Annotated in this window: 24 protein-coding genes; 11 read left to right on the top strand and 13 right to left on the bottom strand. The window is 74.8% G+C overall.

Annotation, left to right across the window (positions count from 1 at the left end; genetic code table 11):
* Positions 1-123: 123 nt before the first annotated feature.
* The gene (locus ACZ402_RS04715; RefSeq protein WP_375824265.1) at positions 124-1,167 is read right to left on the bottom strand and encodes a hemolysin family protein; all 1,044 of its coding nucleotides are present in this window, start codon (positions 1,165-1,167) and stop codon (positions 124-126) included.
* Positions 1,164-2,540: a hemolysin family protein gene (locus ACZ402_RS04710; RefSeq protein WP_375824264.1), complete on the bottom strand. Its 1,377-nt coding sequence runs from the start codon at positions 2,538-2,540 to the stop codon at positions 1,164-1,166. The genes ACZ402_RS04715 and ACZ402_RS04710 overlap by 4 nt, the downstream gene beginning before the upstream one ends.
* A gap of 150 nt (positions 2,541-2,690) precedes the next feature.
* On the opposite strand from ACZ402_RS04710, the gene ACZ402_RS04705 reads away from it, so the two are divergent.
* The 3 genes from ACZ402_RS04705 (at position 2,691) to ACZ402_RS04695 (ending at position 8,871) form a co-directional block, all read left to right on the top strand.
* Positions 2,691-3,494, top strand: coding sequence for a response regulator transcription factor (locus ACZ402_RS04705; RefSeq protein ID WP_253053309.1), 804 nt, complete (start codon positions 2,691-2,693; stop codon positions 3,492-3,494).
* Positions 3,491-4,687, top strand: a complete 1,197-nt coding sequence (locus ACZ402_RS04700) for a sensor histidine kinase (RefSeq protein WP_375824263.1) — start codon at positions 3,491-3,493, stop codon at positions 4,685-4,687. Before ACZ402_RS04705 ends, ACZ402_RS04700 begins: the two co-directional genes overlap by 4 nt.
* A gap of 395 nt (positions 4,688-5,082) precedes the next feature.
* A complete protein-coding gene (locus ACZ402_RS04695) occupies positions 5,083-8,871 on the top strand; it encodes a multifunctional oxoglutarate decarboxylase/oxoglutarate dehydrogenase thiamine pyrophosphate-binding subunit/dihydrolipoyllysine-residue succinyltransferase subunit (protein WP_375824262.1) in 3,789 nt (1,262 codons plus the stop codon).
* A 186-nt stretch (positions 8,872-9,057) separates the two neighbouring features.
* On the opposite strand, the gene ACZ402_RS04690 is transcribed toward ACZ402_RS04695, so the two are convergent.
* Positions 9,058-10,053, bottom strand: a complete 996-nt coding sequence (locus ACZ402_RS04690; RefSeq protein ID WP_375824261.1) for an aldo/keto reductase — start codon at positions 10,051-10,053, stop codon at positions 9,058-9,060.
* Between the two features lie 108 nt (positions 10,054-10,161).
* Between ACZ402_RS04690 and ACZ402_RS04685 the strand changes: the two genes are divergently transcribed.
* Together ACZ402_RS04685 and ACZ402_RS04680 are read left to right on the top strand one after the other, a co-directional pair.
* Positions 10,162-11,076 (top strand): aldose 1-epimerase family protein, encoded by a 915-nt coding sequence (locus tag ACZ402_RS04685; RefSeq protein ID WP_375824260.1) that lies wholly within the window; start codon positions 10,162-10,164, stop codon positions 11,074-11,076.
* A 93-nt stretch (positions 11,077-11,169) separates the two neighbouring features.
* A complete protein-coding gene (locus ACZ402_RS04680) occupies positions 11,170-11,793 on the top strand; it encodes a GDSL-type esterase/lipase family protein (protein ID WP_047232150.1) in 624 nt (207 codons plus the stop codon).
* Between the two features lie 72 nt (positions 11,794-11,865).
* Here ACZ402_RS04680 and ACZ402_RS04675 read toward each other — a convergent pair whose 3' ends face one another.
* From ACZ402_RS04675 to ACZ402_RS04665, 3 genes are all read right to left on the bottom strand, one after another.
* On the bottom strand, positions 11,866-12,669 hold the full coding sequence (locus tag ACZ402_RS04675; RefSeq protein WP_375824259.1) for a DUF4097 family beta strand repeat-containing protein: 804 nt from the start codon (positions 12,667-12,669) through the stop codon (positions 11,866-11,868).
* A 77-nt stretch (positions 12,670-12,746) separates the two neighbouring features.
* Positions 12,747-13,346 carry a PadR family transcriptional regulator gene (locus ACZ402_RS04670; RefSeq protein ID WP_375824258.1) on the bottom strand — a complete coding sequence of 200 codons (600 nt, stop codon included), beginning with the start codon at positions 13,344-13,346 and terminating at the stop codon, positions 12,747-12,749.
* Positions 13,346-14,275 carry a DUF4097 family beta strand repeat-containing protein gene (locus ACZ402_RS04665; protein ID WP_375824257.1) on the bottom strand — a complete coding sequence of 310 codons (930 nt, stop codon included), beginning with the start codon at positions 14,273-14,275 and terminating at the stop codon, positions 13,346-13,348. The genes ACZ402_RS04670 and ACZ402_RS04665 overlap by 1 nt, the downstream gene beginning before the upstream one ends.
* A gap of 190 nt (positions 14,276-14,465) precedes the next feature.
* Between ACZ402_RS04665 and ACZ402_RS04660 the strand changes: the two genes are divergently transcribed.
* Positions 14,466-14,540, top strand: coding sequence for a 50S ribosomal protein bL37 (locus ACZ402_RS04660; RefSeq protein ID WP_099052597.1), 75 nt, complete (start codon positions 14,466-14,468; stop codon positions 14,538-14,540).
* A 109-nt stretch (positions 14,541-14,649) separates the two neighbouring features.
* On the opposite strand, the gene rsrA is transcribed toward ACZ402_RS04660, so the two are convergent.
* Together rsrA and ACZ402_RS04650 are read right to left on the bottom strand one after the other, a co-directional pair.
* Positions 14,650-14,985: a mycothiol system anti-sigma-R factor gene (rsrA, locus tag ACZ402_RS04655; protein WP_375824256.1), complete on the bottom strand. Its 336-nt coding sequence runs from the start codon at positions 14,983-14,985 to the stop codon at positions 14,650-14,652.
* Complete coding sequence (locus ACZ402_RS04650; RefSeq protein WP_255318746.1) at positions 14,982-15,698, bottom strand: sigma-70 family RNA polymerase sigma factor; 717 nt, start codon at positions 15,696-15,698, stop codon at positions 14,982-14,984. Before ACZ402_RS04650 ends, rsrA begins: the two co-directional genes overlap by 4 nt.
* 335 nt (positions 15,699-16,033) lie before the next feature.
* Here ACZ402_RS04650 and ACZ402_RS04645 point away from each other — a divergent pair, with 335 nt between their 5' ends.
* From ACZ402_RS04645 to rsgA, 3 genes are all read left to right on the top strand, one after another.
* Positions 16,034-16,738: a DoxX family membrane protein gene (locus ACZ402_RS04645; protein ID WP_375824255.1), complete on the top strand. Its 705-nt coding sequence runs from the start codon at positions 16,034-16,036 to the stop codon at positions 16,736-16,738.
* A 71-nt stretch (positions 16,739-16,809) separates the two neighbouring features.
* On the top strand, positions 16,810-18,165 hold the full coding sequence (aroA, locus tag ACZ402_RS04640) for a 3-phosphoshikimate 1-carboxyvinyltransferase (RefSeq protein ID WP_375824253.1): 1,356 nt from the start codon (positions 16,810-16,812) through the stop codon (positions 18,163-18,165).
* On the top strand, positions 18,165-19,238 hold the full coding sequence (gene rsgA / locus ACZ402_RS04635; protein ID WP_375824251.1) for a ribosome small subunit-dependent GTPase A: 1,074 nt from the start codon (positions 18,165-18,167) through the stop codon (positions 19,236-19,238). Before aroA ends, rsgA begins: the two co-directional genes overlap by 1 nt.
* A gap of 36 nt (positions 19,239-19,274) precedes the next feature.
* Here rsgA and ACZ402_RS04630 read toward each other — a convergent pair whose 3' ends face one another.
* Positions 19,275-21,806 carry a hypothetical protein gene (locus ACZ402_RS04630; RefSeq protein ID WP_375824250.1) on the bottom strand — a complete coding sequence of 844 codons (2,532 nt, stop codon included), beginning with the start codon at positions 21,804-21,806 and terminating at the stop codon, positions 19,275-19,277.
* A gap of 184 nt (positions 21,807-21,990) precedes the next feature.
* On the opposite strand from ACZ402_RS04630, the gene hisN reads away from it, so the two are divergent.
* The gene (hisN, locus tag ACZ402_RS04625; RefSeq protein ID WP_375824248.1) at positions 21,991-22,785 is read left to right on the top strand and encodes a histidinol-phosphatase; all 795 of its coding nucleotides are present in this window, start codon (positions 21,991-21,993) and stop codon (positions 22,783-22,785) included.
* A gap of 57 nt (positions 22,786-22,842) precedes the next feature.
* Here the strand turns inward: hisN and ACZ402_RS04620 are convergent, their stop codons facing one another.
* Genes ACZ402_RS04620 through ACZ402_RS04610 form a run of 3 tightly spaced genes read right to left on the bottom strand, consistent with a single transcriptional unit; the run spans position 22,843 to position 25,452 of the window.
* Positions 22,843-23,373, bottom strand: coding sequence for a DUF6912 family protein (locus ACZ402_RS04620; protein ID WP_253053279.1), 531 nt, complete (start codon positions 23,371-23,373; stop codon positions 22,843-22,845).
* Between the two features lie 4 nt (positions 23,374-23,377).
* Positions 23,378-24,754, bottom strand: a complete 1,377-nt coding sequence (locus ACZ402_RS04615; protein ID WP_375824246.1) for a CpaE/TadZ family protein — start codon at positions 24,752-24,754, stop codon at positions 23,378-23,380.
* A complete protein-coding gene (locus tag ACZ402_RS04610) occupies positions 24,751-25,452 on the bottom strand; it encodes a CpaB family protein (RefSeq protein ID WP_375824245.1) in 702 nt (233 codons plus the stop codon). Before ACZ402_RS04610 ends, ACZ402_RS04615 begins: the two co-directional genes overlap by 4 nt.
* A 127-nt stretch (positions 25,453-25,579) precedes the next feature.
* On the opposite strand from ACZ402_RS04610, the gene ACZ402_RS04605 reads away from it, so the two are divergent.
* Positions 25,580-25,795: a helix-turn-helix domain-containing protein gene (locus ACZ402_RS04605; RefSeq protein WP_087472469.1), complete on the top strand. Its 216-nt coding sequence runs from the start codon at positions 25,580-25,582 to the stop codon at positions 25,793-25,795.
* Between the two features lie 73 nt (positions 25,796-25,868).
* On the opposite strand, the gene ACZ402_RS04600 is transcribed toward ACZ402_RS04605, so the two are convergent.
* On the bottom strand, positions 25,869-26,408 hold the full coding sequence (locus ACZ402_RS04600; protein ID WP_375824244.1) for a hypothetical protein: 540 nt from the start codon (positions 26,406-26,408) through the stop codon (positions 25,869-25,871).
* Positions 26,409-26,518: the final 110 nt, after the last annotated feature.

Genomic DNA, 26,518 nt, shown 5'->3' with positions numbered 1-26,518 from the left:
GCCTCTCACCCTTCGGGGTGGCTCCCGGGCCACCGACGACCGATCAATCACGGAACAGTAACGAAGCACTCCGGCGATGCCAAGTCCCCTGCTCAGGGCCGGTCCCGACGCGGGGAACGGTCGTCAGTGCCGACGCTGCATCGCGTCGCGCACCTCCCCCACGAGCTCCTCGAGGATGTCCTCGAGGAACACGACGCCGAGGGCGCCGCCGCCCTCGGGCGCGTCGACGCGCGCCAGGTGCGCGCCCGAGCGCTGCATCGCCCGGAGCGCGTCCTCGACCTCGTCGCCCGGGGCGGCGGTCGCGAGCGCCCGCACGCGCCACGACGGGACCGGGGTCCCGCGCGTCGTCTCGTCCGCGTAGAGCACGTCCTTGACGTGCAGGTAGCCCACGAGGTCGCCCGTGACGTCTGCGACGGCGAACCGGGAGAAGCCGGTCTTGGCGACCAGGCGCTCGACCTCGTCGGGCGTGCAGCCCTCGGTGACGGTGACGAGGTCCGAGACGGGGACCATGACGTCCTGCGCGGTGCGCTCGGAGAACTCGATGGCTCCCGAGAGCAACCCCTGCTCGTCGCGCAGGACCCCCTCGGCCTGGGAGTGCTCGACGATGGACTGCACCTCCTCGGCGGTGAACGCCGACGCCACCTCGTCCTTCGGCTCGACGCCCGTGGCGCGCACCGCGTGGTTCGCGAGCCAGTTGAGCGCGACGATGACCGGCCGCAGCACGCGCCCGATCCACACGAGCGGCGGCCCGAACCACATGACCGCCGTCTCGGGCCCCGCGACCGCGAGGTTCTTCGGGACCATCTCGCCCAGCACGACGTGCAGGTAGACGACGATCGCGAGCGCGACGACGAACGCGATCGGGTGGGCGAGCGACGTGCTCACGCCGAGGGCGTGCAACGGGTCCTCGATGAGGTGCGCGAGCGCGGGCTCCGCGACGACGCCGAGGCCCGTGGAGCAGACCGTGACGCCGAGCTGGGCGCACGCGAGCATGAGCGACACGTTCTCCATCGCCCACAGGACGGTCTGCGCCCGCCGGTTCCCCTGCGCGGCGAGCGGCTCGATCGCCGAGCGGCGCGCGGAGATGACGGCGAACTCGGCGCCGACGAAGAACGCGTTGCCCGCGAGCAGGAGGACGGCGACGAGGAGCGCGGTGGTCGAGCTCACGACTCCACCTCCACCGGGGCCGCACGGACGGAGAGCCGCTCGACCCGCCGGCCCTCCATCGCCTCCACGCGCAGCACGACGCGGTCGCGACCGTCGCCCGCGACGACCTCGTCGCCCGGCTCCGGCACGCGCCCGAGCCGCGCCATGACGAGGCCGCCGAGCGTCTCGTACGCGCCGTCCTCGGGCGCGCGGAGCCCGGTGACCTCGGTGAGCTCGTCGGGCCGCATGACGCCCGGCACGAGCCAGGAGCCGTCCGCACGGCGGGCCGCGCCGGAGCGCCGCGGGTCGTGCTCGTCCGCCACGTCCCCCACGAGCTCCTCGACGACGTCCTCGAGCGTCACGACGCCGGAGGTGCCGCCGTACTCGTCGACGACGACCGCCATCTGGAGCCCGAAGCCGCGCAGCTCGACGAGCAGCGGACCGAGGCGCACGGTCTCCGGCACCCGGGGCGCCTCGACCATGAGCGCCGCCGCCGGGACCTCCTCGCGCCGCTCGTACGGGACGGCGACGGCGCGGCGCAGGTGGACGAGGCCGACGACGTCGTCCCGGTCCTCGCCGATCACGGGGAAGCGGGAGTGCCCGGTCCGGCGCGCGGCGTCGACGACGTCCGCCGCCGTCGCGTCGCGGTCCACGACGACCATCCGCATCCGGTCCGTCATGACGTCGACCGCGCTCAGCTCGTCGAGCTCGATGGAGTTCGTGAGGAGCGTCGCGACGGAGACGTCGAGCGTGCCCTCCTGCGCGGAGCGGCGGACGAGCGCGGCGAGCTCGGAGGCCGAGCGTGCGCCCGACAGCTCCTCGCGCGGCTCGACGCCGACGCGGCGCAGGATCGCGTTCGCCGACCCGTTGAGCACGGCGATCACGGGCCGGAACAGCTTGGTGAACTGGCGCTGCACGGGCACGACCTGCCGGGCCGTCGCGTAGGGGGCGCTGAGGGCGAAGTTCTTGGGGATGAGCTCGCCGAAGAGCATCGAGACGAAGTTCACGACGAGGAGGGCCAGGACCCCGGCGAGGACCGCCGAGGCCGCCTGCCCGAGCGCGGTGGCGCTCAGCCCGGCGCCGAACAGCGAGAGCAGCGCCGGCTGCGCCGTGTAGCCGAGGAGGATCGTGGTGAGGGTGATCCCGACCTGCGCGGACGACAGCTCCGTCGACAGGTGCTTGAGGCCGGCCCGGACGCTGCGGTCGCGCCGGTCGGCACGCGCCTTCCCGCCGGTGGGCGGGGATCCGCGTCTGTCGCCCTCCTGGTCGGGGTCGTCGCCCGCGGGGAGGACGGCGGGGTCGAGGGTGACCAGGGAGAACTCGCTGGCCACGAAGACGGCGGTGCCTGCGGTGAGGAGCACCCCGAGCGCGACCATGACCCAGTCGCCTACCACGAGGTGCTCCACCGATATCGAGAGGTGGTCTTCATCGTGCCGACGATGCTAGCGCCCGCTCCCCCCGGGCCGCCCGGCCGCACGGCGCCCGGCCGCCCGGCGGCGGCGAAATCCGGCCGACCTGGGCCGACGTGTGCCACGCTGTATCCCATGGCAGATCCGAGGGCAGCGAGCGCATCACCGACCGGCGCGGGCGCCGGTCCCGTCCCGGGCCGCGGGCCCGTGCCCACGACGGCGCCGTTGACGGGCGGCACCCCGCAGCAGGCCGCCACGGTCCTCGTCGTCGAGGACGAGCCCGCCATCGCGACGGCGATCGCGCAGCGCCTGAGCGCGGAGGGCTGGCGCGTCGAGGTCGCGCGCGACGGGCTCTCCGGCGTCGACGCCGCGACACGGCTGCGCCCGGACGTCATCGTGCTCGACGTCATGCTGCCCGGCATCGACGGCCTCGAGGTCACCCGGCGCATCCAGGCCGAGCAGCCCGTGCCGATCCTCATGCTCACCGCGCGCGACGACGAGACCGACATGCTCATCGGGCTCGGCGTGGGTGCCGACGACTACATGACGAAGCCCTTCTCGATGCGCGAGCTGGTCGCGCGCATCAAGGCGCTGCTGCGCCGGGTCGACCGCGCCACCCAGGCCGCGAGCGCCGCCCCGACCGACCCGCCCATGACGGTCGGTGACGTGACCATCGACAAGGCCCAGCGCCGCGTCTACCGCGCGGGCGACGAGGTCCACCTCACGCCCACCGAGTTCGAGCTCCTCGTCATGCTGGCGAGCTCGCCCAAGACCGTCCTCACGCGCGAGCGTCTCCTCGCGGAGGTCTGGGACTGGGCGGACGCGAGCGGGACGCGCACCGTCGACTCGCACATCAAGGCGCTGCGCCGCAAGCTCGGCGCCGACCTCATCCGCACGGTGCACGGCGTCGGCTACGCGTTCGAGCCGCCCGCCGGATGACCTCCCACCCCGCTGGCCCTGCCGACCCGGTCGACGGCGCGGGCGGGTCGACGAGCGCTCCGGCGCGGAACGGCCTGCACCGGGCGCACACGATCCGCCCGCACCTGCCCGACGTCCGTCCGCTCGACTCGTTCCGCTCGCTGAAGATCAAGCTCGGCGTGCTCGTGGCCGCGACCGTCACGCTCGCCGTCCTCATCACGTGGATCGGGCTGCAGAACCAGCTCGGGCCGTCGCGCACGTTCCCGCTCGCGATCGTCCTGTCGCTGCTGCTCACCCAGCTCCTCGCGCGCGGGATGACGTCGCCGCTGCGCGAGATGACGGCGGCGGCGCGCGCGATGGCCGACGGCGACTACACGCGGCGGGTGCGGGCGACGAGCCGTGACGAGGTGGGCCAGCTCGCCGTCGCGTTCAACGTCATGGCGGAGGACCTCGCGACGAGCGACCAGGTGCGCCGCGAGCTCATCGCGAACGTGTCGCACGAGCTGCGGACGCCGATCGCGGCGCTCCAGGCGCAGCTCGAGAACGTCGTCGACGGCGTCACGCAGCCGACGCCCGCGACCATGGAGATGGCGCTGGCCCAGACGGAGCGCCTCACGCGCCTCGTCTCCTACCTCCTGGACCTGTCGCGCATCGAGGCCGGCGCGGCGGCCCTCAACATCACCGAGATCGACGTCGGCGACTTCCTCGAGGAGAACGCCGAGGCGGTGTCGATGGTGGAGGCCGGGAAGCAGCTGCGGTACGTCGTGGACGTCACGCCGCCCGACCTCGTGCTCGAGGCGGACCGCGAGCGCCTGCACCAGGTCGTGACGAACCTCCTGCAGAACGCGATCCGGCACTCCCCGCAGGGGGGCGAGATCCGGCTCGAGGCGTACCCGGTGGACGACGACGTCGTGCTCGAGATCGTGGACGAGGGCCCGGGGATCGCGAAGGAGGACCGCGAGCGCATCTTCGAGCGCTTCGCCCGGGCCAGCGCGACGGGCACGCACACGACGACAGGTGGCTCGACGGGCGGGACGGGCATCGGCCTGGCGATCGTCCGGTGGGCGATCGACCTCCACGGCGGACGGATCGAGGTCGCGGACTCGCGCAGCGGCGCGACGATGCGCGTCACGCTCCCGGCCCGCTCCCGCGCCGTCGGGCTCGACCCGCTCGGCGACCCGGCGCCCGGCCCCGAGGGCCCGACGACGCGCTGAGCCCGCCGCTGACAGCGCGGACACGGGGTCGGCCGCGTGCGTGATATCCATCACACCGCGCGGCCCGGATACCTCGCGATGGCGTGGAATTCCGCGATCTTGCCGTCCGACGAGGTCCGCGTGGGGTCACGTTTGCCTGGCCCAGACGCAGCGTGAAGAACCCGCGGACAGGCCGCGCGCGAACGCCCCGCGCAGCCCGCTGGGCCGCCGTCGAGGGCCTAGGCTGGAGTGGTCCGGAATCCGGACGAGTCTGTGCCGACGTCGGGCGCCACGCCTCGCGCGTGCCGTCACGCGTCTGCTCGCAGACTGTGACCGACAGCGACCTGTGTGTGAAAGTGGGCGATCCTCGCGTGTCCCCGAAGGCTGAGTCAGAGGCGATCAGCGACGCAAGCTCCGTGTTCGGAGCGAACGAGTGGCTGGTCGACGAGCTGTACGAGCAGTATCTCCTGGACAAGAACGCGGTCGACCCCGCGTGGTGGGACTTCTTCGAGGACTACCGTCCGGCAGAGCGTGCCGAGGCAGCCACGACGACGGCCGACGCGCCGTCGACGCCCGTGAACGGGTCCTCCGCGGCGCCCGCCGCGGCCCCGGCAGCCCCCTCCGCGCCGGTCGCTCCCGCCGCCGTGACGGACGGCTCGGCCGCCGCCGAGGCGGCGCAGCGGGTCAAGCCCCCGAAGCTCCCGGCCGACCCCGCGGTCAACGCCGCCGCCGAGGCCGTCCGGGCTACGCGCCCCGTCGCGACCGCCCAGCCCGCGACCGCGCCGTACGCGCAGGTCCCGGCCCGCAAGGTCGCCGGCGCGCCGACGGCCGAGGCGGAGGCCGGCGGGGACGACGTGCAGAAGCTCCGCGGGCCCGCGGCGCGCGTCGTGACGAACATGGAGGCCAGCATCCAGGTGCCGACGGCGACGTCGGTGCGCGCGGTGCCGGCCAAGCTCATGGTCGACAACCGGATCGTCATCAACAACCACCTCGCGCGCGGCCGCGGCGGCAAGATCTCGTTCACCCACCTCATCGGGTTCGCGCTCGTCGAGGCGCTGGCGGACATGCCGGTCATGAACGCGAGCTACACGCAGCTCGACGGCAAGCCCGCGGTGAACCAGCCGGCGCACGTCAACTTCGGCCTCGCCATCGACCTGGCGAAGCCGGACGGGTCGCGCCAGCTCCTCGTGCCGAGCATCAAGAAGGCCGAGACGATGGACTTCGCCCAGTTCTGGGCGGCCTACGAGGACCTCGTGCGCCGCGCGCGCGGCGGCAAGCTCGGCGTCGACGACTTCGCCGGGACCACGATCTCGCTCACCAACCCCGGCGGCATCGGCACCGTGCACTCGGTCCCGCGCCTCATGGCGGGCCAGGGCACGATCATCGGCGTCGGTGCGATGGACTACCCCGCGGAGTTCGCGGGCGCGTCGACCGAGCGCCTCGCGCGCCTGGGCATCTCGAAGGTCCTGACCATCACGTCGACCTACGACCACCGCATCATCCAGGGCGCGCAGTCGGGCGAGTTCCTGCGGATCCTGTCGCAGAAGCTCCTCGGCGAGGACGGCTTCTACGACCGCGTGTTCGCGGCGCTGCGCATCCCGTACGAGCCGGTGCGCTGGGTCCGCGACAACACGACGGACGCCGAGATCGAGGCGGCCAAGCCCGCGAAGATCGCCGAGCTCATCCACTCGTACCGGTCGCGCGGGCACCTCATGGCCGACACCGACCCGCTCGCGTACCGGCAGCGCAAGCACGGCGACCTGGACATCCAGAACCACGGGATGACGCTGTGGGACCTGGACCGCACGTTCCCCACGGGCGGCTTCGGCGGCAGGACCAAGTCCTCGCTGCGCGACATCCTCGGTCTGCTGCGCGACTCCTACTGCCGCACCGTCGGCGTGGAGTACATGCACCTGGCCGACCGCACGCAGCGCAAGTGGCTGCAGGAGCGGCTCGAGTCCGGGTACGCGCGCACGCCCCGCGAGGACCAGCTCCGCATCCTGCGCCGTCTCAACTCGGCCGAGGCGTTCGAGACGTTCCTGCAGACGAAGTTCGTCGGGCAGAAGCGCTTCTCGCTCGAGGGCGGCGAGGCGCTCATCCCGCTGCTCGACGCCATCCTGTCGAAGGCGGCGGAGAACGGCCTCGACGAGGTCGGCATCGGCATGGCCCACCGCGGCCGCCTCAACGTGCTCGCCAACATCGCGGGCAAGAGCTACGCGCAGATCTTCGCCGAGTTCGAGGGCAACCTCGACCCGAAGAGCGTGCAGGGCTCGGGCGACGTGAAGTACCACCTCGGCACCGAGGGCGTCTTCACCGCCGAGACCGGCGCGACGACCAAGGTCTACCTCGCCGCCAACCCGTCGCACCTCGAGGCGGTCGACCCGGTGCTCGAGGGCATCGTGCGCGCCAAGCAGGACCGCATCGACCTGGGCGGCGACGGGTTCTCCGTCCTGCCGATCCTCATCCACGGCGACGCGGCCTTCGCGGGCCAGGGCGTCGTGCCCGAGGTGCTCAACCTCGCGCAGCTGCGCGGGTACCGCACGGGCGGCACGGTGCACGTGCTCATCAACAACCAGGTCGGCTTCACCACCGGCCCGTCGTCGTCGCGCTCGACGACGTACGCGACCGACGTCGCCAAGGGCTACCAGGTCCCGATCTTCCACGTGAACGGCGACGACCCGGAGGCGTGCGTGCGCGTCGCGGAGCTGGCCTTCGCGTTCCGCGAGCAGTTCGACCGCGACGTGATCATCGACATGATCTGCTACCGCCGCCGCGGTCACAACGAGGGCGACGACCCCTCGATGACGCAGCCGCTCATGTACAACCTCATCGAGGCCAAGCGCTCGGTGCGCAAGCTCTACACCGAGAACCTCGTCGCGCGCGGCGACATCACGCTCGAGGAGGCCGAGCACGTCCTCCAGGACTACCAGGCCCAGCTCGAGCGCGTGTTCACCGAGACCAAGGAGGGCGGCTTCACGCCCGCCGCGGACCGCGAGCCGATCGCCGGCCTCGAGCGCCCGGAGTCCCAGCTCGAGGACGCCGGCACGATGGTCGGCTGGAAGACGGCGATCGACCGCTCGGTCCTCGAGCGCGTCGGCCAGGTGCACGTCGCGCCGCCGGAGGGCTTCACCGTCCACCCCAAGCTCGCGCAGCTCCTCGAGAAGCGTCGGCAGATGTCCGTCGAGGGCGGCATCGACTGGGGCTTCGGCGAGCTCGCCGCGTTCGGCTCGCTCCTCGCGGAGGGCACGCCCGTGCGCCTCGCCGGGCAGGACTCGCGCCGCGGCACGTTCGTGCAGCGCCACGCCGTCCTGCACGACCGCGAGACGGGCGCCGAGTGGACGCCGCTGCTGTACCTGTCGGCGGACCAGGCCAAGTTCTGGGTCTACGACTCGTCCCTGTCCGAGTACGCCGCGCTCGGCTTCGAGTACGGCTACTCCGTCGAGCGCCCAGACGCGCTCGTGCTGTGGGAGGCGCAGTTCGGCGACTTCGTCAACGGCGCCCAGACGGTGATCGACGAGTTCATCTCGTCCGCCGAGCAGAAGTGGGGCCAGCACTCCTCGGTCGTCATGCTGCTCCCCCACGGCTACGAGGGCCAGGGGCCGGACCACTCGTCGGCGCGCATCGAGCGGTTCCTGCAGCTCGCCGCCGAGGACAACATGACGATCGCGCAGCCGTCGACGCCCGCGTCGTACTTCCACCTGCTGCGCCAGCAGGCGTACGCCCGCCCACGTCGTCCGCTCATCGTCTTCACGCCGAAGCAGCTCCTGCGCCTCAAGGCCGCCGCGTCGAGCGTCGAGGACTTCACGACCGGCACGTTCCGGCCCGTCCTCCCGGACGCGACCGCGGAGCCGGCGAAGGTCGACCGCGTGCTGCTCAGCACGGGCCGCGTCTACTACGACCTCCTCGCCGAGCGCACCAAGCGCGGCGACGAGGGCGTGGCGCTCGTCCGCCTCGAGCAGCTCTACCCGCTCGACGTCGACGGCATCCGGGCCGAGCTCGCGAAGTACCCGGGCGCCGAGGTCGTGTGGGTCCAGGACGAGCCGGAGAACCAGGGCGCCTGGTCGTTCGTGCACATCAACCTGCCCGAGGACCTGCCGCGCGTGAGCGTCGTCTCGCGTCCGGCGTCGGCGTCGACCGCCGCGGGCACGGCGAAGAAGCACCAGGCCCAGCAGGCCGTGCTCCTCGAGCAGGCGTTCGCCCGCTGACGCGGCCGGGCTCCGGCCCCGGACACGACGAAGGCCCCCTCGCGGAGGGGGTCTTCGTCGTCGGTGCGTGCGGCACTGTCGCGCCCGGGAGCCCGGGAGTCGTCGCCGCCAACGCGAGATCGACCCGAGCGTCCGAGATCGACCCTCAGGGGGTCGATCTGGCGACGTACGGGTCGATCTCGCGGGTCACCAGCGGTCGTGGACCGCCGCGCGCAGGTGGCGGTCGTAGATTTCGCGGACGCCCGAGGTGAAGAGCGGGCCGAGGACGTCGGCGTCGCCCGCGGCGGCGTTCGAGCGGGCCTGCTCGACGTTGCGCGCGCCGGGGATGACGGTCGACACGCCCGGCTGCTGCCAGACCCACGCGATCGCGACCTGGGCGGGCGTGAGCTCCTGCCCGACGACGTCCTGCACGAGCGTGGTGAACTCGCCCGCCGCCCGGACGCCGGTCTCGAAGTCGACGCCCGAGAACGTCTCGCCGACGTCGAACGCGCTGCCGTCGCGGTTGTACGTGCGATGGTCGTCGGCGGCGAAGGTCGTGTCCTTCGTGTACTTCCCCGACAGCAGCCCGGACGCGAGCGGCACGCGCGCGATGACGCCGACCCCGGCGGCGGACGCCGCGGGCAGCACGGCGTCGAGCGGCTTGAGCCGGAACGCGTTGAGGATGATCTGCACGGTCGCGACACGGGGGCGCGCGATCGCGGTGAGCGCCTCGTCGACGGTCTCGACGCTCACGCCGTAGCTGGCGATCGCGCCCTCGGCGACGAGCGTGTCGAGCCCGTCATAGACCTCGTCGCGCGAGTAGACCGCCGTCGGGGGGCAGTGGAGCTGGACGAGGTCGAGGCGGTCCGTCCGGAGGTTCCGACGCGACCGGTCGGTCCACTCGCGGAACTTCGCGAGAGTGAAGTTGTCCGCGTCCTGGGCCTCGCGGCGTCCCATCTTAGTCGCGACAGTGATCGCGTGGCCCGGGTTGTCCGCGAGGTAGCCGCCGATGATCTGCTCGCTGCGCCCGTCGCCGTAGACGTCCGCGGTGTCGAAGAACGTCACGCCGGCCTCGGCCGAGGCGTCGAGCACGGCGCGCGCGTCGTCCTCGCTCACGTCGCCCCAGTCGGCGCCGAGCTGCCAGGTTCCCAGTCCGACGACCGAGACGAGCCGTCCCGTGCGTCCGAGCACCTGTCGTTCCATCGTTCCTCCTCGTGCTGCGTCGGGTGCGTCGGGAGACACACCCGGGCACCGAGTCTGACTGCCGAGAGCGCATCGCGCACGCTCGCACGCCGAGTACCGTATGTGAGCGTGAACACCCATGCCCCCTCGGGGACCCAGGTCCGCATCGCCCACGGCGAGCACGCAGCGACGATCACCGAGGTGGGAGCGGCCGTGCGCGAGTACGCGGTGGGCGGCCGGCCCGTCTTCACCCCCTTCGCGGAGGACGAGGTCGCACCCGCGTTCAACGGCGCGGTCCTGCTCCCCTGGCCCAACCGGCTGCGCGACGGCGCGTACGAGGTGGACGACACGGCGTACCAGGTGCCCGTGTCGGAGCCCGAGCGCGGCACGGCCCTCCACGGGCTCGCCTGCTGGCAGCGCTGGGTCGTCGTCGAGCACGAGGCCGCGCGCGCGACGCTCGAGCTGCACCTGCCGCCGTCGCCCGGCTACCCGTTCGACCTCGTCACGCGCGTCACCTACTCGCTCGACGACGCGGGGCTGCGCGTCCACGTGCGGACCACGAACGTCGGCGGCGCGACCGCCCCCTACGGGATCGGCTTCCACCCCTGGCTGTCCGCCGACGGCGCGAACCTCGACGAGTGCACGCTGCGCCTCGACGCCGCGACCCGCGTCACGACCGACGAGCGGCTCCTGCCCACCGGCACCGAGCCCGTCGCGGGGAGCTACGACCTGCGCGAGCCGCGCCTGCTCGCGGGCGTCGACCTCGACGACGCCTACGTCGACGTGCTGCGCGACGCCGACGGCCTGTCCTGGATGCGCCTGTCCGCCCCCGACGGCCGCACGTCCGCCGTCTGGATGGACGGCTCCATGGACACGTGGCAGGTCTGCACGGGCGACCACGTGGGGGACGTCGCGTTCCGTCGGTCCGGCGTCGCCGCGGAGCCGATGAGCTGCATCGCGGACGCGTTCCGCACCGGCGACCGCCTCGTCCGGCTCGAGCCGGGCGCCTCGCACGAGGTCGTCTGGGGCGCGACGCTGCTCTGACCCGCCAGGTCGTGGGCGGTCCGTCCGATATGCCCGGCTGGACACGCCGTCGCCACGAGGCGGTTTCGACCCACGCGGTCCGCGTCGGGGAGAATGGCGCCCGTGGAGGACGCCGTGAGTCGTGAGGTACGGATCTGCGTCGTCGGCGACGAGCTGAGCGCCGGCGTCGGCGACGCGAAGGCCCTGGGGTGGGCGGGGCGCGTCGTCGCGCGCACACGCTTCCCCCAGCCGGCCTACGTGTTCCCGCTCGCCATCCCCGGCGAGACGACGACGGCGCTCAGCCAGCGCTGGGAGGCGGAGACCGCGCGGCGGTTCGCCCCCGAGCCGGACGTGGACAACCGCCTCGTCATCGGCCTCGGCCGCCACGACCTGGACGCGGGGCTCTCGGTCGCGCGCTCGCGCCTCAACCTCGCGAACGTGCTCGACGTCGCGGAGTCGCACCGCCTGCCGACGTTCGTCGTGGGCCCCCCGCCGGGCCACGCGCAGGACGCCGAGCGGCTCGCCGAGCTCTCGCACGCCTTCTCGGACGTCGCGAACCGGCGCCGCGTGCCGTACGTGGACACGTTCAGCCCCCTCGTGACGCACGAGCAGTGGCTCGCGGACCTCGCCCAGAGCGGCAACGGGTTCCCCGGGCAGGCGGGCTACGGGCTCATGGCCTGGCTCGTCCTGCACACGGGCTGGCACGCGTGGCTGGGCCTGCCGGACGACACGGTCTGAACCGACCACGCACGCCGACGGCCCGTCGCCCCAGGACCACTCCTGGGACGGCGGGCCGTCGGCGCGTCGGCGTCAGCCGCGCGAGACCGTGAGGTCGCCCGAGACGGTGTTCGCGGAGACGTACGCGCCGCCGGCGCCCGGCTGGTCGACGTGGTCGACCGACGTCGTGCGCTGCGCGGCGGAGTCCAGGCGGACGCCGTCGAGCACGGCCTTGCCGGTGACGCTGCGGGCCTTGAGGTTGACCGGCGACCCGGCGCCGAGGCGCACGGCCACGTCGCCGGAGACGGTGCGGGCGTCGACGAGCGGTGTGCTCTCGCGCGCCACGACCTCGACGCCGCTCGTCACGGTGTTGACGGACACCCGGCCGAGGGTCCCGCCGAGCGTGACCGCCCCGGACGCGGTGCTCACGTGGACGTCGCCGACGTGCTCGCCGACGTCGACCGCGCCGGTCGCCGTCTTGATCGACGCCGTGCCCGACACGCCCTGGACGCGCACCGCGCCCTTCGCGGTCGTCACGGACAGGTCGGCCCGCGTCCCGACGACGGAGGCCGCGGCGCGCGCGGTCGTCACCTTGACCGGCACGTGGGCGGGGACGGTGAGGCGGACCACGGCGCGGTCCTTGTCGCGCAGGCCCTTGGCCCGCTCGACGAGGCCCTCGACGCCGGCGAAGTCGTAGCCGACGCGCAGCTCGCCGTCGTGGACGCTCACCTGCAGGGGGCGCTCGGACACCTCGCTGACGTAGAGGTGCGCCCCGGCCTCGCGCGCGGGGTCGGCGACGACGTCGACCGCGCCGTCAGTGAGCTGGACGACGACGCGCCGGACGTCGGCGACGTCGACGGTCTGGGGGGCGTTGATGACCCAGGACTCGGTGCTCATGCGCTTCTCCTCGTTCGGTGCTGCGGTTCAGGGGTGCGGTGCTGGTCGTTCGTCGAGGGGTTTCTCGTGATCGTCGGTCAGGGCAGGGTCGCTCGCACGGCCTTGCGCGCGCTGTCGAGCACGGTGCGCAGGGTGTCGACCGTGAGCTCCGAGACGACGCTCGCCGCGTCGGCCCGGCGCAGGTCGGCGCGCACGTCCTCGCGGAATCGCTGGAGCAGCGCCTCGGCCTCCATGCGCCACGCGTACGACTCGCGGCGCCGTGGGTCGGCCTCTCCGTCGCGCGGGCGGGCGCGCGCGGTCTGCGCTGCGGCCGCGAGCTCGGCCCGCAGGCCCTTCAGCGAGCCCTGCACGTCGGCGCGCAGCGCCTCGGCGCGCTGGCGCACCGTCTCGGCGATGCCGTGCTCCAGCGCCGCGACGTCCGCGCGACGCGCCTCGATCTCCGCGCGACCGGCGGGCGTCAGCTCGTACGTCGTCTTGCGACCGTCCGCGCTGCGGTGCACGAGGCCCTCGTCCTCGAGCCGCGCGAGGCGGGGATAGATGGTCCCGGCGCTCGGTCGGTAGGTGCCGCCGAAGCGCTCCGAGAGCTCGGTGATGAGCTCGTAGCCGTGCTTGGGCCCCGTGTCGAGGAGCGCCAGGAGGTAGAGCCGGAGCTCGCCGTGCGCGAAGACGGTGGCCATCAGCGGTCCACCGGCCCGCTCGACGGCGCGCCGCCGCGAGCCCCCGGGGCCCCCCACACGGGGGCGTCGGCGTCGGCCGGGGCGTCCTCGACCGGGTGCCCGGCCGCGTCCCACGACGTCTCCTCCGGCGCCCCGCGCAGGACGGTCACGTCGCCGGAGACGGCGGAGACCCGAACCGGCGACCCCTTCCCGGACCGCGCGGGCTGGTGGAACGAGCGTGCGGACCCGCGCTGCTCCGCGCCGTCCACGAGGAGGCGCCCGCTCACGCAGCGGATCGCGTAGTCCATCGCGTCGGGGTCGGGCAGGCGCACGAGCACGTCGGCGGAGACGGCGCTCACGGTGATCTCGGACGGGGTCGTCCGGGTGTCGACGGTGACGGACCCCGAGACGGAGTCGAGGCGCAGCGCACGGAGCGCACCGGTCGCGGTGAGGCCGCCGGACACGGAGTCCATGCGGACCGGGCCGTCGTGCTCGCTCGCCGAGACCTCGCCCGAGACCGTGTCGACGCGCAGCTCGCCGCGCGTGCGGCTCGTCATCACGGAGCCGGAGACGGTCGCCAGCCGGGCGCCGTCGCGCACGCCCGCGACGAGGGCCTCGCCCTGCACGGTCGCGACCTTGACCGTCGTCGTCGCCGGCACGGCGACGTGGACGTCGGCCGCGTCCTTGCCCGTGTAGGTGCGGAAGCGCTCGAGGAAGCCCTTCCAGCCCGCGACGAAGGGGCCGTAGCCGACCCGGAGCGTGGTCCCCTCGAGGCGCACCTCCAGGGGGCGGCCCACGACCGAGTGGACCTCGACGCGCGTGTCGGTGCGCGTCGGGTCGTCGTGCGCGACGACGTCGATGCGTCCGCCGATGACGGTCGCGTCGAGCGTCCGCACGCGCGCGAGGTCGATGGCCTGCGGACCGGTGACGGTCCAGCTCTCCTGCGTCATCCTGTGCTCCGTCCGTGGTCGCGCCCCTGCGCCATGGCAGCGGTCGCGTGGGACACTCGCGATATATCTCGTTTCGCAAGACACGATATATCGCGTGCTCGGCCGAGGCAAGGGGTCGCGTGTGGGACGATGGTGGGCGGACTTGACCCGCCGAGACCGGCGGGGCTCCCCCGATCGTCAGGAGAACACCATGAGCAAGCGCGGACGCAAGCGTCGCAGCCGCAAGGGCAACGCCGCGAACCACGGCAAGCGCCCCAACGCCTGAGACGGCGCACCCCTCCGGGGGACGGCGAGAGGGCCCGGACCGACGACGTCGGTCCGGGCCCTCTCGCTCTTCTCGGTCCCGCGGCGGCCGGCGGCCCCTCAGGCGGGTCTCAGCGGGTCTCGACGACGGTCGTCGTCGTGACCATGACCGTGAGCTGCGTGTGGATGCGCTCCCGCAGCCCCGCCGGCGCCTTCTCGTGGCACGAGCGGCGCACGAGCTGCTTGACGAGCTCCTCGACGCTCAGCTCGGCGAGGCACGGCGAGCAGTGCGCGACGTGCGCACGCATGCGCAGCTCGTCGTCCGGCGTCATCTCCGAGTCGAGGTACTCGTAGAGGTGCGTGAGCGCGTGCTCGCACTCCGACTCCCCCGCGGTCGAGTGCGGGATGGGCGTCACCGTCTCCTCGGCCGGGCCGCGCCCCGGGATCCGGCTCTCTGACGTGCTCACGACTCACCTCCGGGGGTCTTGGCCCCCACCAGTCCTCGCCTCACGGCGTAGTCGGCCAACAGCTCGCGCAGCTGGCGCCTGCCTCGGTGCAGGCGGGACATGACCGTGCCGATCGGTGTCCCCATGATCTCCGCGATCTCCTTGTAGGGGAAGCCCTCGACGTCCGCGTAGTACACGACCATGCGTCGGTCCTCGGGCAGCTCCTGCAGCGCGCGCTTCACGTCCGAGTCCGGCAGCCGGTCGAGCGCCTCCGCCTCGGCGGAGCGCAGCCCCTGCGACGTGTGCGACGCGGCGCGCGCGATCTGCCAGTCCTCGACGTCGTCCGTCTGCGCCTGCTGCGGCTCGCGCTGCTTCTTGCGGTACGTGTTGATGAACGTGTTCGTGAGGATGCGGTACAGCCACGCCTTGAGGTTCGTGCCCGGCCGGTACTGGTGGAACGCCGCGAACGCCTTCGCGAACGTCTCCTGCACCAGGTCCTCGGCGTCCGACGGGTTGCGCGTCATGCGCAGCGCCGCGGAGTACAGCTGGTCGAGGTACTGCAGCGCGTCCTGCTCGAACCGCGCGGCGCGCGCGGCGTCGCTCTCGGTCTGCGGCGCGCGGTTCGTGTCCTCGGCGTCCGTGTCCGTGGGCAGCGTCGTGCCCTCGACCGGCGTCGTTCCCGACGTCGTCGCGGGGCTGCCGGAGACGTCGCTGCCGGAGATTCGCTCTGTCATCAACAACGAGCCTAGTCCCCTGTTCGTCTGGGTGTCCGGTGACGTGACCGGTGCCGACCACGCGGCGGCGAACGCCGCGTCCGCCGTCGGCGCCCCGGGGGTCGACGACGCGGCCCGGGCGGCGGGTGCGGGAGTCTCGAGCAGGACGGTCACGAGTGGTGCAACCCCCGCGTGCCCGCGCGCATTCCCGCCCCCGCCGAGGCTCTGACGCTCCGACGTGAGGCGTGCCTCACGGTCCGCGGGTGGCGCCGTCCCGGCGGTCGCGGCAGGCTGGGACCGACCGGTGGACGCCTGCGGCGGACCCCGGCGAGTCACCGGCGATGAGGAGAGAACCGATGCTGCTGCGTCACCTCGCGAGGCCCATGCTGGCCTCGTGGTTCGTCTACGACGGGCTCCAGGCCGCGCTCAAGCCCGCCGAGCACGTGCGAGCCGCGCGCTCGGGCGTCGAGCTCGTCGAGAAGAGCGCCGGCATCGAGGCTCCGCTCAGCGAGAAGCAGGTCGCGGTGCTCGTGCGCGCCCACGGGGCCGCGACGGCCGTCGCCGGGCTGTTCCTCGCCGTCGGCAAGGCGCCCCGCACGGCGGCCCTGACCCTCGCCGCGCTCACGGTGCCGCTCGCGGTCGTCAACCAGCCCTTCACCTCGGGCGGGGCGACGCGCGCCGAGCGCACGCGCAAGTTCGTGGCGAACGTCGGCGCGATCGGCGCGGCGCTCATCGCGGGCGCGGACTACGAGGGCCGCCCGGGCGTGCAGTGGCGCCTCGAGAAGGCCCGGCACGACCTCGCGCTCGCCAAGCAGGCGAAGCAGGAGGCCGTGGTCGCGAGCGCGAAGGGGGCCGTGAAGGACGTCTCGGCCTCGGCCCGGGGAGCGGCGAAGGAGGCGAGCCGCTCCACGAAGAGCGCGGCGAAGCGCGCGGCCAAGGAGGCCGGGCGCTCGGCGCGGCGCGCCACGAAGGCCGCCCAGGAGGCGGCCCAGCACGCCGCCGGCCTCGCCGCGGACGCCGTGCACGACGCCGAGGCCGCCGTCCGCGCGAAGGTCGCCTGACGCGGTCGGGACGCGTCCGCCCGGCGGTACCGTCCGCCGTCGGGCACGGTGCCTCCACTAGCCTGGAGGCCATGACGACCACGCCCTCCGCCGCGCCCGTGCCCCCCGCCGTCGACGAGGGCTGGGCCGCGCCCACGGCGGGCGGGCCGCTCGACGCGACGGTCGAGGTCCCGGGGTCCAAGTCGCTCACGAACCGGCTGCTCGTGCTGGCCGCGCTCGCCGACGGCCCCGGGACGCTGCGCGGTGCGCTGCGCAGCCGCGACGCGGACCTCATGATCGCCGCCCTGCGCACGCTCGGCGTCGGCGTCGAGGAGGGCGCGTCGCCGAGCGAGCTGCACGTGACCCCCGGACCGCTGCGCGGGCCCGTCGAGGTCGACTGCGGCCTGGCCGGCACCGTCATGCGCTTCCTGCCGCCGCTCGCGGCGCTCGCCGACGGCACGGTCCGGTTCGACGGCGACGAGGGCGCGCGCGTGCGCCCCATGGGCCCGGTGCTCGCGGCGCTCAGCGCGCTCGACGTGCCGGTCGACGGCGACGGCGACGGGCTCCCGACGACGCTCCCGTTCACGATCCGCGGCCGCGGCCGGGTGCGCGGCGGGTCGGTCGACGTCGACGCGTCGGCGTCGAGCCAGTTCGTCTCCGGGCTCCTCCTCGCGGCCGCGCGCTACGACCAGGGCCTCACCGTCCGGCAAATCGGCCACACGCTGCCGAGCATGCCGCACATCGAGATGACGGTGGAGGTCCTGCGCGAGGTCGGGGTCGTCGTCGACGACTCGCGGCCCGCGATCTGGCGGGTCGAGCCCGGTCCGATCGCGGCGCGCGACGTGCAGGTCGAGCCGGACCTGTCGAACGCCGCGCCCTTCCTCGCGGCCGCGCTCGTGGCGGGCGGCACCGTCCGCGTCACGGGCTGGCCGACGGCGACGACCCAGCCCGGCGCGATGGTCCCGGAGCTGCTCGAGTCGATGGGCGCGACCGCGTCGCTGGACGGCGACGTGCTGTCCGTGACGGGCACCGGCGAGGTGCGCGGCGTCGACGTCGACCTGCACGCCGCCGGCGAGCTCGCGCCGACGATCGCCGCGCTGGCTGCCCTCGCGGACTCCCCCAGCCGCCTGCGCGGCATCGCCCACCTGCGCGGGCACGAGACCGACCGGCTGGCCGCGCTCGCGACGGAGATCACGCGCCTCGGCGGGCAGGCGGAGGAGACGCGCGACGGCCTCGTCATCACGCCGCGCCCCCTGCACGGCGCGCTGTTCCGCACCTACCACGACCACCGCATGGCGACCTCCGCGGCCGTGATCGGCCTGCGCGTCCCGGGGGTCGGCGTCGAGAACGTCGAGACGACGGCCAAGACGCTGCCCGGGTTCGCGGACATGTGGCAGCGCATGCTCGGCGGCGGGACGGGACCCGGCGAGGGAGCGGCGGCCCGCTGATGGCCCGCCGCGTCCCGGACGAGTCCGACTTCCGCTCGCGCCCCGGCAAGCGCGGCAGCCGTCCCCGCACCAAGCAGCGGCCCGAGCACGCGGACGCGGTGACGGGGTTCGTCACGGGCGTGGACCGCGGCCGGTACACGCTGCTCGTCGGGCACGACGGCCCGGACGGCGGCGACGCGACCGGCGAGGACGAGCGCACGGTCCTCGCGATGAAGGCGCGCGAGCTCGGCCGCACCCGCATCGTGTGCGGGGACCGGGTGGACCTCGTCGGGGACGTGACCGGCGACGACGGGTCGCTCGCGCGGATCGTGCGCATCCAGGACCGGTCGTCGGTGCTGCGCCGCACGGCCGACGACACCGACCCCTACGAGCGCGTGATCGTGGCCAACGCCGACCAGCTCGTCGTCGTCACCGCGCTCGCCGAGCCCGAGCCGCGCACACGCATGATCGACCGGTGCGTGGTCGCTGCGTACGACGCCGGCATGGACGTCCTGCTGTGCCTCACCAAGGCGGACCTCGCCGACCCGGAGCCGCTGCGCGCGCTGTACGAGCCGCTCGGGGTGTCCGTCGTCGTGACGCGCCGCGCGCCCGACGGCCTCGCGCCGGACGGCTGGGCGATCGAGCCGCTCGGCGCGGTGCGCGCTGCGCTGGCCGGACGCACGTCCGTGTTCGTCGGGCACTCGGGCGTCGGCAAGTCGACGCTCGTCAACGCGCTCGTCCCGGACGCGCAGCGTGCGACGGGCCACGTCAACGACGTCACGGGTCGCGGCCGGCACACGTCGACGTCGGCCGTCGCGCTGCGCCTGCCGGGCGGCGGGTGGGTCATCGACACCCCCGGCGTGCGGTCGTTCGGCCTCGCGCACGTGCAGGTCGACCACCTGCTGCACGCGTTCGAGGACCTCGACGCGGTCGCCGCGGACTGCCCGCGCGGGTGCACCCACCTCGACGACGCCCCGGACTGCGCGCTCGACGAGTGGGTCGAGGCGTCGCCCGACGACGAGACCCGCGCGGCCCGCGCCGCGCGGCTCGAGTCGTTCCGCCGCGTGCTCGCCTCGCGCACCGGCGCGGCCTGAGCCCGTCCCGCGGCCGCCGCCCTCCCCGGGCCGCGCTCACGGCGCCGGGGCCGCGGCCACAACGGTGGCGAGCCGCTCGGCCAGCGCGGTCACCCGCGCCGCCGGGACGTCGACCGGGAGCGTCGCGTAGGAGAAGCCCTGCCGGGCGAGGTCGGCCTCGATGGCGGCCGCCGGCACGTCCGACGGCAGCGCGCCGACGAAGCGCGTCCGCGTCGGGCTGAGCCGGACCGGGGTGGGTGCGCCGTCGACCAGGATCGTGACGACGTCGCCGGCGTCGTCCGCCCCCGGCGCGAGGCGTTCGACGTCCCGGCGGACCTGGCCGCCGAGCTCGGCCTGGGTCACGACGCGCCGCAGGCTCTGCTCGCGCGCGATCGCGTCGACCGCGGCGTCGGAGACGCCGACGGCCCCGCGCGCGACGGCGTCGGCGTCGGCCCCGAGACCTGCGGTGCGCAGCACCGTCACCACGCGGCTCCGCTCCTGCTCGATGACGAAGCGCGCGAACTCCTCGGGGTCTCCCAGCTCGGAGGCGGTGCGGCGGAGCCCCTGGGCGGCGCTGGGACCGGCCTTGGCCTCGACGACGGTGACGACGTCGAGCACGCCGTCGCGTCCGCGACGCACGATCATGCCGTCGGTGAGCTCCCGACCGCTCAGGTCGCTGAGCCGGTGCCCCTCGAGGACCTCGAGGCCCGTCCGGTCCGCGACCCCCAGCGTGCGGTCGGCACCCTGCGCGAGGCGCCGGGCGATGTCGCGGTGCGCGAGCTCCTCCACGAGCTGGCCCTTGAGGTGCTCGACGTGGGTGCCCTTCGCGAGCACGCGCGCGACCGCCTCGTCGGACAGGTCGAGCCCGGCGAGGACCTGGCGCGCCGCCCGCAGCTGCTGCTCGGCGAGCTCCCGGCCCGCCGCGGTGATGCCGAACCGGCTCGCGGCGCGCGACGCGAGCCGTTCGGCGACGTCCTCGCCGAACAAGACCGCGGCCCTGCCCCGGAACGCGCGGAGACGGAGCGCGGACGGCGCCGCGGTGAGCGCCCGGCCGACCGGACGCAGCCCGCGCGCCACCGCCCCGACGTCGAGCGCCAGGAAGATCGCGTCGAGGACGATCCACGTGAGGGTCGGCTCGTCGAGCGACAGGTCGGCGACGGCCGCGTCGAGGGCGACGCCCTCGGCCGCCGACTCGTCCCGGTAGGCCGTGACGTCGCCCGTGAGCGTCTCGACGCCCCAGGCGGCCGCGACGGCCGCTCCCGCCAGCGGGGTGAGGAGAGCGCCGGCGAGCAACGACGTCGTGATCGCGAGCGCCACCTTGGCGGCCGCGAGGAACGACTCGTCGGCCTCCGCGAGCTCGATCCGCCGGTGCACCGCCGCGAGCAGCACCGGATCGTCCACGCCCAGCCGCTCCTGCGTGAGGCGGACCACGAAGCGCAGGTTCCAGACCTTGAGCCGGTCCCGGTCGATCGCCTCCCGCACGCGCGCGATGTTCTCGACGACGACCGCGATCGGCTCGCCCGTGAGACGCCCGAGCTCCTCGGGCGGCGCGCCGGCGAAGGAACCTGGCCGGTAGCCGTCGCTGAGCAGGAGGGGGAAGCGCCGACCGAGCCCGAGGCGGGCACGGTCGTAGACGGCGCGCCTGCTCGGGAGCTGCTGCCGGTTCCGGTCGAGGTTCGCGATGTCCACCCCCACCGACCGCTCGCTCTCGGGGAGGCTCTGCACCAGCTCGGCCGGCGTGAGGACGCCGGCCGACGGCGCGTACCTGCTGAGCACCCGCTCGGCCGCGGCCACGGAGATCTCGAGCGACCGGTAGTCGAGGCTCGCGAGCGTCCGGTCCGCCTCGAGCAGCCCCTCGAGGTCGGGCGAGCACACCTGCAGCGCGTAGCGGTCCCGCTCCGCGAGGGCCTCCCGCTCGTTGTCGGCGAGCAGCTCCTGCGCGACGGTCTTCGCGTGCTCCAGGAACTGCTCGGGGAAGTCCCGCTCCACGAGGGCCACGAGCGCGCGCTCGTCGGGGACGCCGAGCGCCGCGAGCTCCCGCTCGATCCTCGCGGTGAGCTCCCGCTCCTGCGCCCGCGCGTCCTCCCGCGCGGCGACGACCTCCGCGGGCTCCACCCCCGCCGAGGGCCGGTCGCGGTCGAGCTGCTCCAGCCGCAGCCGCAGCGCGTCGCGCCGCCGCACGGCCTCGACGAGCGGGGCGCCGCCGACGGCACGTCCGAGCGCCTGGGTCTGCGCCTCGGTGAGGCTCGGTCGCAGCAGCCGGGCGTACCTCGCCGGCACGTCGGCCGGTGCGTCGTCCGCCGGCCGCGGCCCGGTGTCGGGGTCTCTCGACACGACGACCGTCGGCACGACGGGCGGCACCGACACCACGTTCGTCACCGCACCGTTGCCCGCCGCCGACTGGAGCTGCTGCAGGAGCCCCCCGGCGAGCGCGAGCCCCGACACGCTCGCGACCGGACCCGCGGCGAGCGCCGGCCCGGCGCGTCCGCGCTGCGCGGCCGGCGCCGCGACGGACGCCCTCGGCGCCGCCGCCCTGCCACGCGGAGCGCCCGGCTCGACCCCGTGCACAGCGCCGCGGCTCCTGCCCATGAGCCCCTCCCGCTGCCAGGATGCGACGACCGCGCCCCGCCCTCCAGCACGATCGCGCGCCCGGGCGCGCACCGTCCCTGCCCGATGGGGCACCGGCCCGCCCGCGAGGCGCGCCGTCGCCGCGTTCCGCCTCCCACGCGTGGCGCTCTCACGTCACGACCGGCTCGCCGCTACGGTGTGAGCCATGACGCCCCCCTCGACGCGCGGCTACGACGACGACCTGCGCCTCGCCCACGTGATCGCCGACCAGGTCGACGCGCACACGATGTCGCGCTTCAAGGCGCTCGACCTGCACGTCGAGTCGAAGCCGGACTCGACGCCCGTGAGCGACGCCGACCGCACGGCCGAGGAGATCATCCGCGGCCAGCTCGGCCGCGCACGCGGCCGCGACGCGATCGTCGGCGAGGAGTACGGCGAGACCGGTCACGGCGCCCGGCGCTGGATCGTCGACCCGATCGACGGGACCAAGAACTTCGTGCGCGGGGTGCCCGTCTGGGCGACGCTCATCGCGCTCGCCGACGGGGACGAGGTCGTCGTCGGGCTCGTCTCGGCGCCCGCGCTCGGCCGGCGCTGGTGGGCAGCGAAGGGCACCGGCGCGTGGACGGGCAAGTCGCTCGCGGCCGCGTCGCGGCTGCGGGTGTCGGGCGTCTCGTCCTGGTCCGACGCGTCGCTCGCCTACGCGTCGCTCGACGGCTGGGAGGAGCGCGGCAAGCTCGACCCGTTCCTCGACCTCATGCGCGGCGCGTGGCGCACGCGCGGCTACGGCGACTTCTGGTCGTACATGCTCGTCGCCGAGGGCGCGGTCGACGCCGCGGCCGAGCCCGAGCTGGAGCTCTACGACATGGCCGCGCTCGTCCCCATCGTCACCGAGGCCGGCGGCCGGTTCACGTCGCTCGACGGCGCTGACGGCCCGTGGGGCGGCAACGCCGTCGCGACGAACGGGCTGCTGCACGACGAGGTGCTCGGCCGCCTCGGCTGAGGCGGACCGCCGTCGGGCACCGCCCGACGGCGGCGGGCCGGCCGCACCGCGCGGACGTCAGCCGCGCGGCACGTCCTTGAGCTCCGACCAGTCGTACCAGAGCAGGTCGCGCTCGCCCACGCGGTCGATCGCGGCGTCGAGCGCCTCGTCGGCGCCGGGGCCGTCGTCGTCGGCCGCGGCGAGGACCGCCTCCACGTCCTCGACCGCCTCCGGCTCGTCGACGTGCACGCACACGATCGCGACGTCGGGCACGGTCCGCAGGACCTCGACGGCGCTGGGCGCGGGCGCGTCCTCGTCGTCGGAGTCGTCCCCGCCCACGACCTGCACCGCGCCGTCGGGCACCTCGAGCGTCACGACGAGCCGCTGGCGCGGCGCGTCCGGTCGCGCGGCGACGAGCGCCAGCGAGTCGTCCGCCGCCTCGAGCGCGGCCGCGTACTCCAGCCCCTCCTCGTCCTCGTCGGGCAGCGCGCGCGTCAGCGCGGCGGTCACGGCGTGGGCGCCGCGCGGGGCGACGGTCCAGCGGGCGGCGTCGGCGGTCACGGTGACGGCGTCGAGCTCGTCGAGCGTCGCGGGGAGGTAGATGCGCATGGGTTCAGTGTGCCGCCTCCAGCACGGGTCCGTGCGCCGCACCACGCCCGGGCGGTGCTGCCTCCCGCACGTGCGCGGCGAGCTGCGCGAGGGCGCGGCGGGCGGGGCTCGCGGGCGCCGACTCGGCGAGCGTGCGGCCCTCCCGGAGCCCGAGGTCGAGCGCGGCGTCCTCGGGGACGACGTGCAGGTCGTCGACGCTCGCGTAGCGGGACATCGCGTCGCGCACCGCTCGCTCCGGCCGGGGGCCGACGACGCTCGCGCGCACACGGTTCACCACGACGGCGCGCGCCGCGCCGACGCACGCGCCCGTCTCGGCGAGCTCGTCGAGCGCGCGGACCAGGCGCTGGAGCCCGACGGGGTCGCCCGCGCCGACGACGACCACGACGTCCGCCGCCGCGAGCGCGCTCCAGGTCGCGTCGTTGCGCTGCGGGGCGCGGGTGTCGTATGTCAGGAGCTCGTCCCGCTCGATCCCGAAGCCGCAGTCGACGACCGTCCAGTCGGCGACCGACCGCGCGACCTCCCACACGGCGTCGAGCGACGCCCCGGGCAGCTCCGGCCAGCGGGCCGCCCGGGTCAGGCCCGTGAGCACCCGGACCCGCGGCAGGACCGTCGGAGCGAGCGCGACCAGGCCTGCGGCGTCGAGCACGCCCTGACGCGCGCTGCGGGCGGCCGCCGCCAGCCCCGGCGACTCGTCGAGCAGGCCGAGGCGCTGGGCGACGCTCCCGCCGTACGTGTCCGCGTCGACGAGCAGGACCTCCGCGTCGGGCGACGGCGGGACCGCGGCCGGGACGTCCACGTCCGGGGGGCGCCGCTCCCGGCGCGGCGGACGAGCGCGCCGCGCGGGCGGCGGTCCCGCGAGCTCGGCGGCGAGGTTCGTCGCCACCGTCGTGCGACCGGGAGCCCCCGTCGGTCCCCACACAGCGACGGTCCGTCCGAGGCGGGGCGCCGGCCCCGGGTCCGCCGTGGCGCCGCCTGCGACGGGCCGGACCGCGCCGGGCGCGCCCGGCTCCGCCTCGCGCAGCGGCAGGACCGCGCGGACGACGTCGCGCAGCGCGTCCGGGGCGGAGTCCAGGTCCACGACCGCGTCGACCCCGTAGGCGCGCAGCCGCCCCTCCTCCCACGTCCCGCCCGGGGCGAGCGCGACGACCCGGACGCCGTGGGCGTGCAGGTCGACGATCGCCTGCCGGTCCAACGCGGGCAGGTCGCACGACACCACGGCGACCCGGCCCGCACCGGCCGCGGCCGCGGCGAGCAGCTCGACGACGTCGGCGCACCGCCGCGTGACCTGGAGCCCCGGAGCGGCGAGCGTCGTGACCACCTCGGCCTCGCGCGCGCCGCGGACCGCGCACAGGACGGTCGCGACCGTGGTCGCGCCGCTCATCCCGCACCTCCGACCGGGACGAGCGCGATCGTCCCGTCCCCGGCCACCGCCGCCAGCACGGCCGGGAGGTCGTCGACGCCGACGAGGAGGTGGACCGTCGTCGGCCCACCCACGACGAGCGTCCCCTCGCCCTCGTCGACCTGCGCGACGGTGACACCGCCGACGAGCAGCTCGGGCTGCGGCGCCTCGTCGTCCGCGGCGGCACCCGGCTCGGCACCGGCCGTCGGCGCGGGTACCTCGGGGACGTACCAGACGTCGACCGCGGCCCCGGCGACGATCCGCTCCGAGAGGCCCGTCGTCACGGGGACCGCGACCGCGCGCACCGCGAGGTCGGACGCCGCACCGAGCGACGACGCGGGGACCAGCTCGCCCTCGGCGACGGTCCGCAGGACCACGGCCTCGCCCGGGAGCCCGTCCGCCACGAGCAGGTAGCGGTCCGTCTGCGCGCCGAGCCGCACCTCGACCGTCCGCAGGTCCGCGGCGGTCACGGCCGTCCCGGGCGTCAGCGCCGCCCCGGCCGCGTACACGGTGACGGTCCGGCTCGCGGTGCTCACGGCCCACGAACCCAGGGCCACCGACAGCGCGACCACGACGATCCCCACGAGGAGCCGCGGGTCCTTCCAGCCGGGTCGCCGCAGGCGCGCGGCAGGCCGTGGTGCGGGCTCGGCCCGCACGGGTCGTTCCGTGGTCGTCGTCATCTTTTCTCCCCCTCGGTGGTCCGGCACGTCAGCCGTGCCGCGGCTTCATGATCCCCGGTCCGCGCCTCGCGCGGCAGACCCTGTGGACGAGCGCCGGGCGGCGGCGCGCGCGTGCCAGACTGACGCCATGGCCCAGCGGTTCCTCACCCTCGCCGACGTCACGGACGAGCTCAACATCTCCGCGGCGCAGGCGTACGCGCTCGTCCGCTCCGGGGAGCTCCCCGCGATCCAGGTGGGCGGCCGGGGCCAGTGGCGCGTCGAGGTCAGCGAGCTCGAGGCGTACATCCAGCGGATGTACGCCCAGACGCGCCAGCGCATCGAGGCCGGCGACTTCGACGGCTGACCGACCCTCGCCCCCTCGCCCCCCGTGCCGTGCGGACGCCGGCGTCCGCGTCGCGCGCTCCCCTGCAGGCTGCTCACCGCGGGACGAACCCCGCCTCCGACTCGCTGACGCACAGGAGCGCGGACCAGGGCAGGACCCGCGACCCGTGCCCGCTGCCCGGGGCGACCTCCAGGTCGACGTGGTCCTTGCCGACGCGCGCGACCCAGCCGGGGTACGTCCCGGCCGCGGTGCGCACCTGGACGGGTCGTCGGTCGCGCATCAGCGCGCGCAGGGCGTGGCCGAGGCCGAGCCGTGCCGACCGGGTCGAGGGTGCCGGCTGCGCGTGGCGGCCGAGGCCCTGGACGGCGGCGATCGCCACGGTCGGGACGAGGTGCTGGCGCCGGGCCTCGCCCACGAGCACCCACTCCTCCGCCGCCTCGCGCAGCTCCCCGGTGACGGCGGACCCGTCGCGCAGCTCGAGCGTGACGGTGCCGGGCGTGCCACGCAGCCGCTCGACGAGCGTGATCGTCGCGTGCTCCGCGCGGGTGAGGTCGGCGACGGCCGTGGCCCGGTCCTGGGTCTCCGCGGCGACGAGCTGTGCCGCGAGGTCGTCGAAGAGGGCGTCCCATCGCACCGGGACACCGTAGCGGTCCACCGCACCGACGACCCGCGCCGTGTCCACATCACGAGAAGTCCTCTGGACAGGCGGGCCGGGTCGCGCTTAGATCGACTCGTCGCGATCAA

The sequence above is a fragment of the Cellulosimicrobium sp. NPDC030954 genome, assembly GCF_055571305.1.
This window is presented reverse-complemented; position numbering and strand designations above follow the sequence as displayed.

What these genes read in the sequence shown, in the direction of transcription:
- ACZ402_RS04605 (WP_087472469.1), top strand. Translation starts at nt 25,580, where the DNA reads ATGGCCCAGCGGTTCCTCACCCTCGCCGACGTCACGGACGAGCTCAAC.
- ACZ402_RS04670 (WP_375824258.1), bottom strand. Translation starts at nt 13,346, where the DNA reads ATGGCCACCGTCTTCGCGCACGGCGAGCTCCGGCTCTACCTCCTGGCG.
- ACZ402_RS04705 (WP_253053309.1), top strand. Translation starts at nt 2,691, where the DNA reads ATGGCAGATCCGAGGGCAGCGAGCGCATCACCGACCGGCGCGGGCGCC.
- ACZ402_RS04680 (WP_047232150.1), top strand. Translation starts at nt 11,170, where the DNA reads ATGGCGCCCGTGGAGGACGCCGTGAGTCGTGAGGTACGGATCTGCGTC.
- ACZ402_RS04650 (WP_255318746.1), bottom strand. Translation starts at nt 15,698, where the DNA reads ATGACAGAGCGAATCTCCGGCAGCGACGTCTCCGGCAGCCCCGCGACG.
- hisN (WP_375824248.1), top strand. Translation starts at nt 21,991, where the DNA reads ATGACGCCCCCCTCGACGCGCGGCTACGACGACGACCTGCGCCTCGCC.
- ACZ402_RS04665 (WP_375824257.1), bottom strand. Translation starts at nt 14,275, where the DNA reads ATGACGCAGGAGAGCTGGACCGTCACCGGTCCGCAGGCCATCGACCTC.
- ACZ402_RS04610 (WP_375824245.1), bottom strand. Translation starts at nt 25,452, where the DNA reads ATGACGACGACCACGGAACGACCCGTGCGGGCCGAGCCCGCACCACGG.
- ACZ402_RS04700 (WP_375824263.1), top strand. Translation starts at nt 3,491, where the DNA reads ATGACCTCCCACCCCGCTGGCCCTGCCGACCCGGTCGACGGCGCGGGC.
- rsgA (WP_375824251.1), top strand. Translation starts at nt 18,165, where the DNA reads ATGGCCCGCCGCGTCCCGGACGAGTCCGACTTCCGCTCGCGCCCCGGC.
- ACZ402_RS04645 (WP_375824255.1), top strand. Translation starts at nt 16,034, where the DNA reads ATGCTGCTGCGTCACCTCGCGAGGCCCATGCTGGCCTCGTGGTTCGTC.
- ACZ402_RS04675 (WP_375824259.1), bottom strand. Translation starts at nt 12,669, where the DNA reads ATGAGCACCGAGTCCTGGGTCATCAACGCCCCCCAGACCGTCGACGTC.
- ACZ402_RS04630 (WP_375824250.1), bottom strand. Translation starts at nt 21,806, where the DNA reads ATGGGCAGGAGCCGCGGCGCTGTGCACGGGGTCGAGCCGGGCGCTCCG.
- ACZ402_RS04690 (WP_375824261.1), bottom strand. Translation starts at nt 10,053, where the DNA reads ATGGAACGACAGGTGCTCGGACGCACGGGACGGCTCGTCTCGGTCGTC.
- ACZ402_RS04620 (WP_253053279.1), bottom strand. Translation starts at nt 23,373, where the DNA reads ATGCGCATCTACCTCCCCGCGACGCTCGACGAGCTCGACGCCGTCACC.
- ACZ402_RS04615 (WP_375824246.1), bottom strand. Translation starts at nt 24,754, where the DNA reads ATGAGCGGCGCGACCACGGTCGCGACCGTCCTGTGCGCGGTCCGCGGC.
- aroA (WP_375824253.1), top strand. Translation starts at nt 16,810, where the DNA reads ATGACGACCACGCCCTCCGCCGCGCCCGTGCCCCCCGCCGTCGACGAG.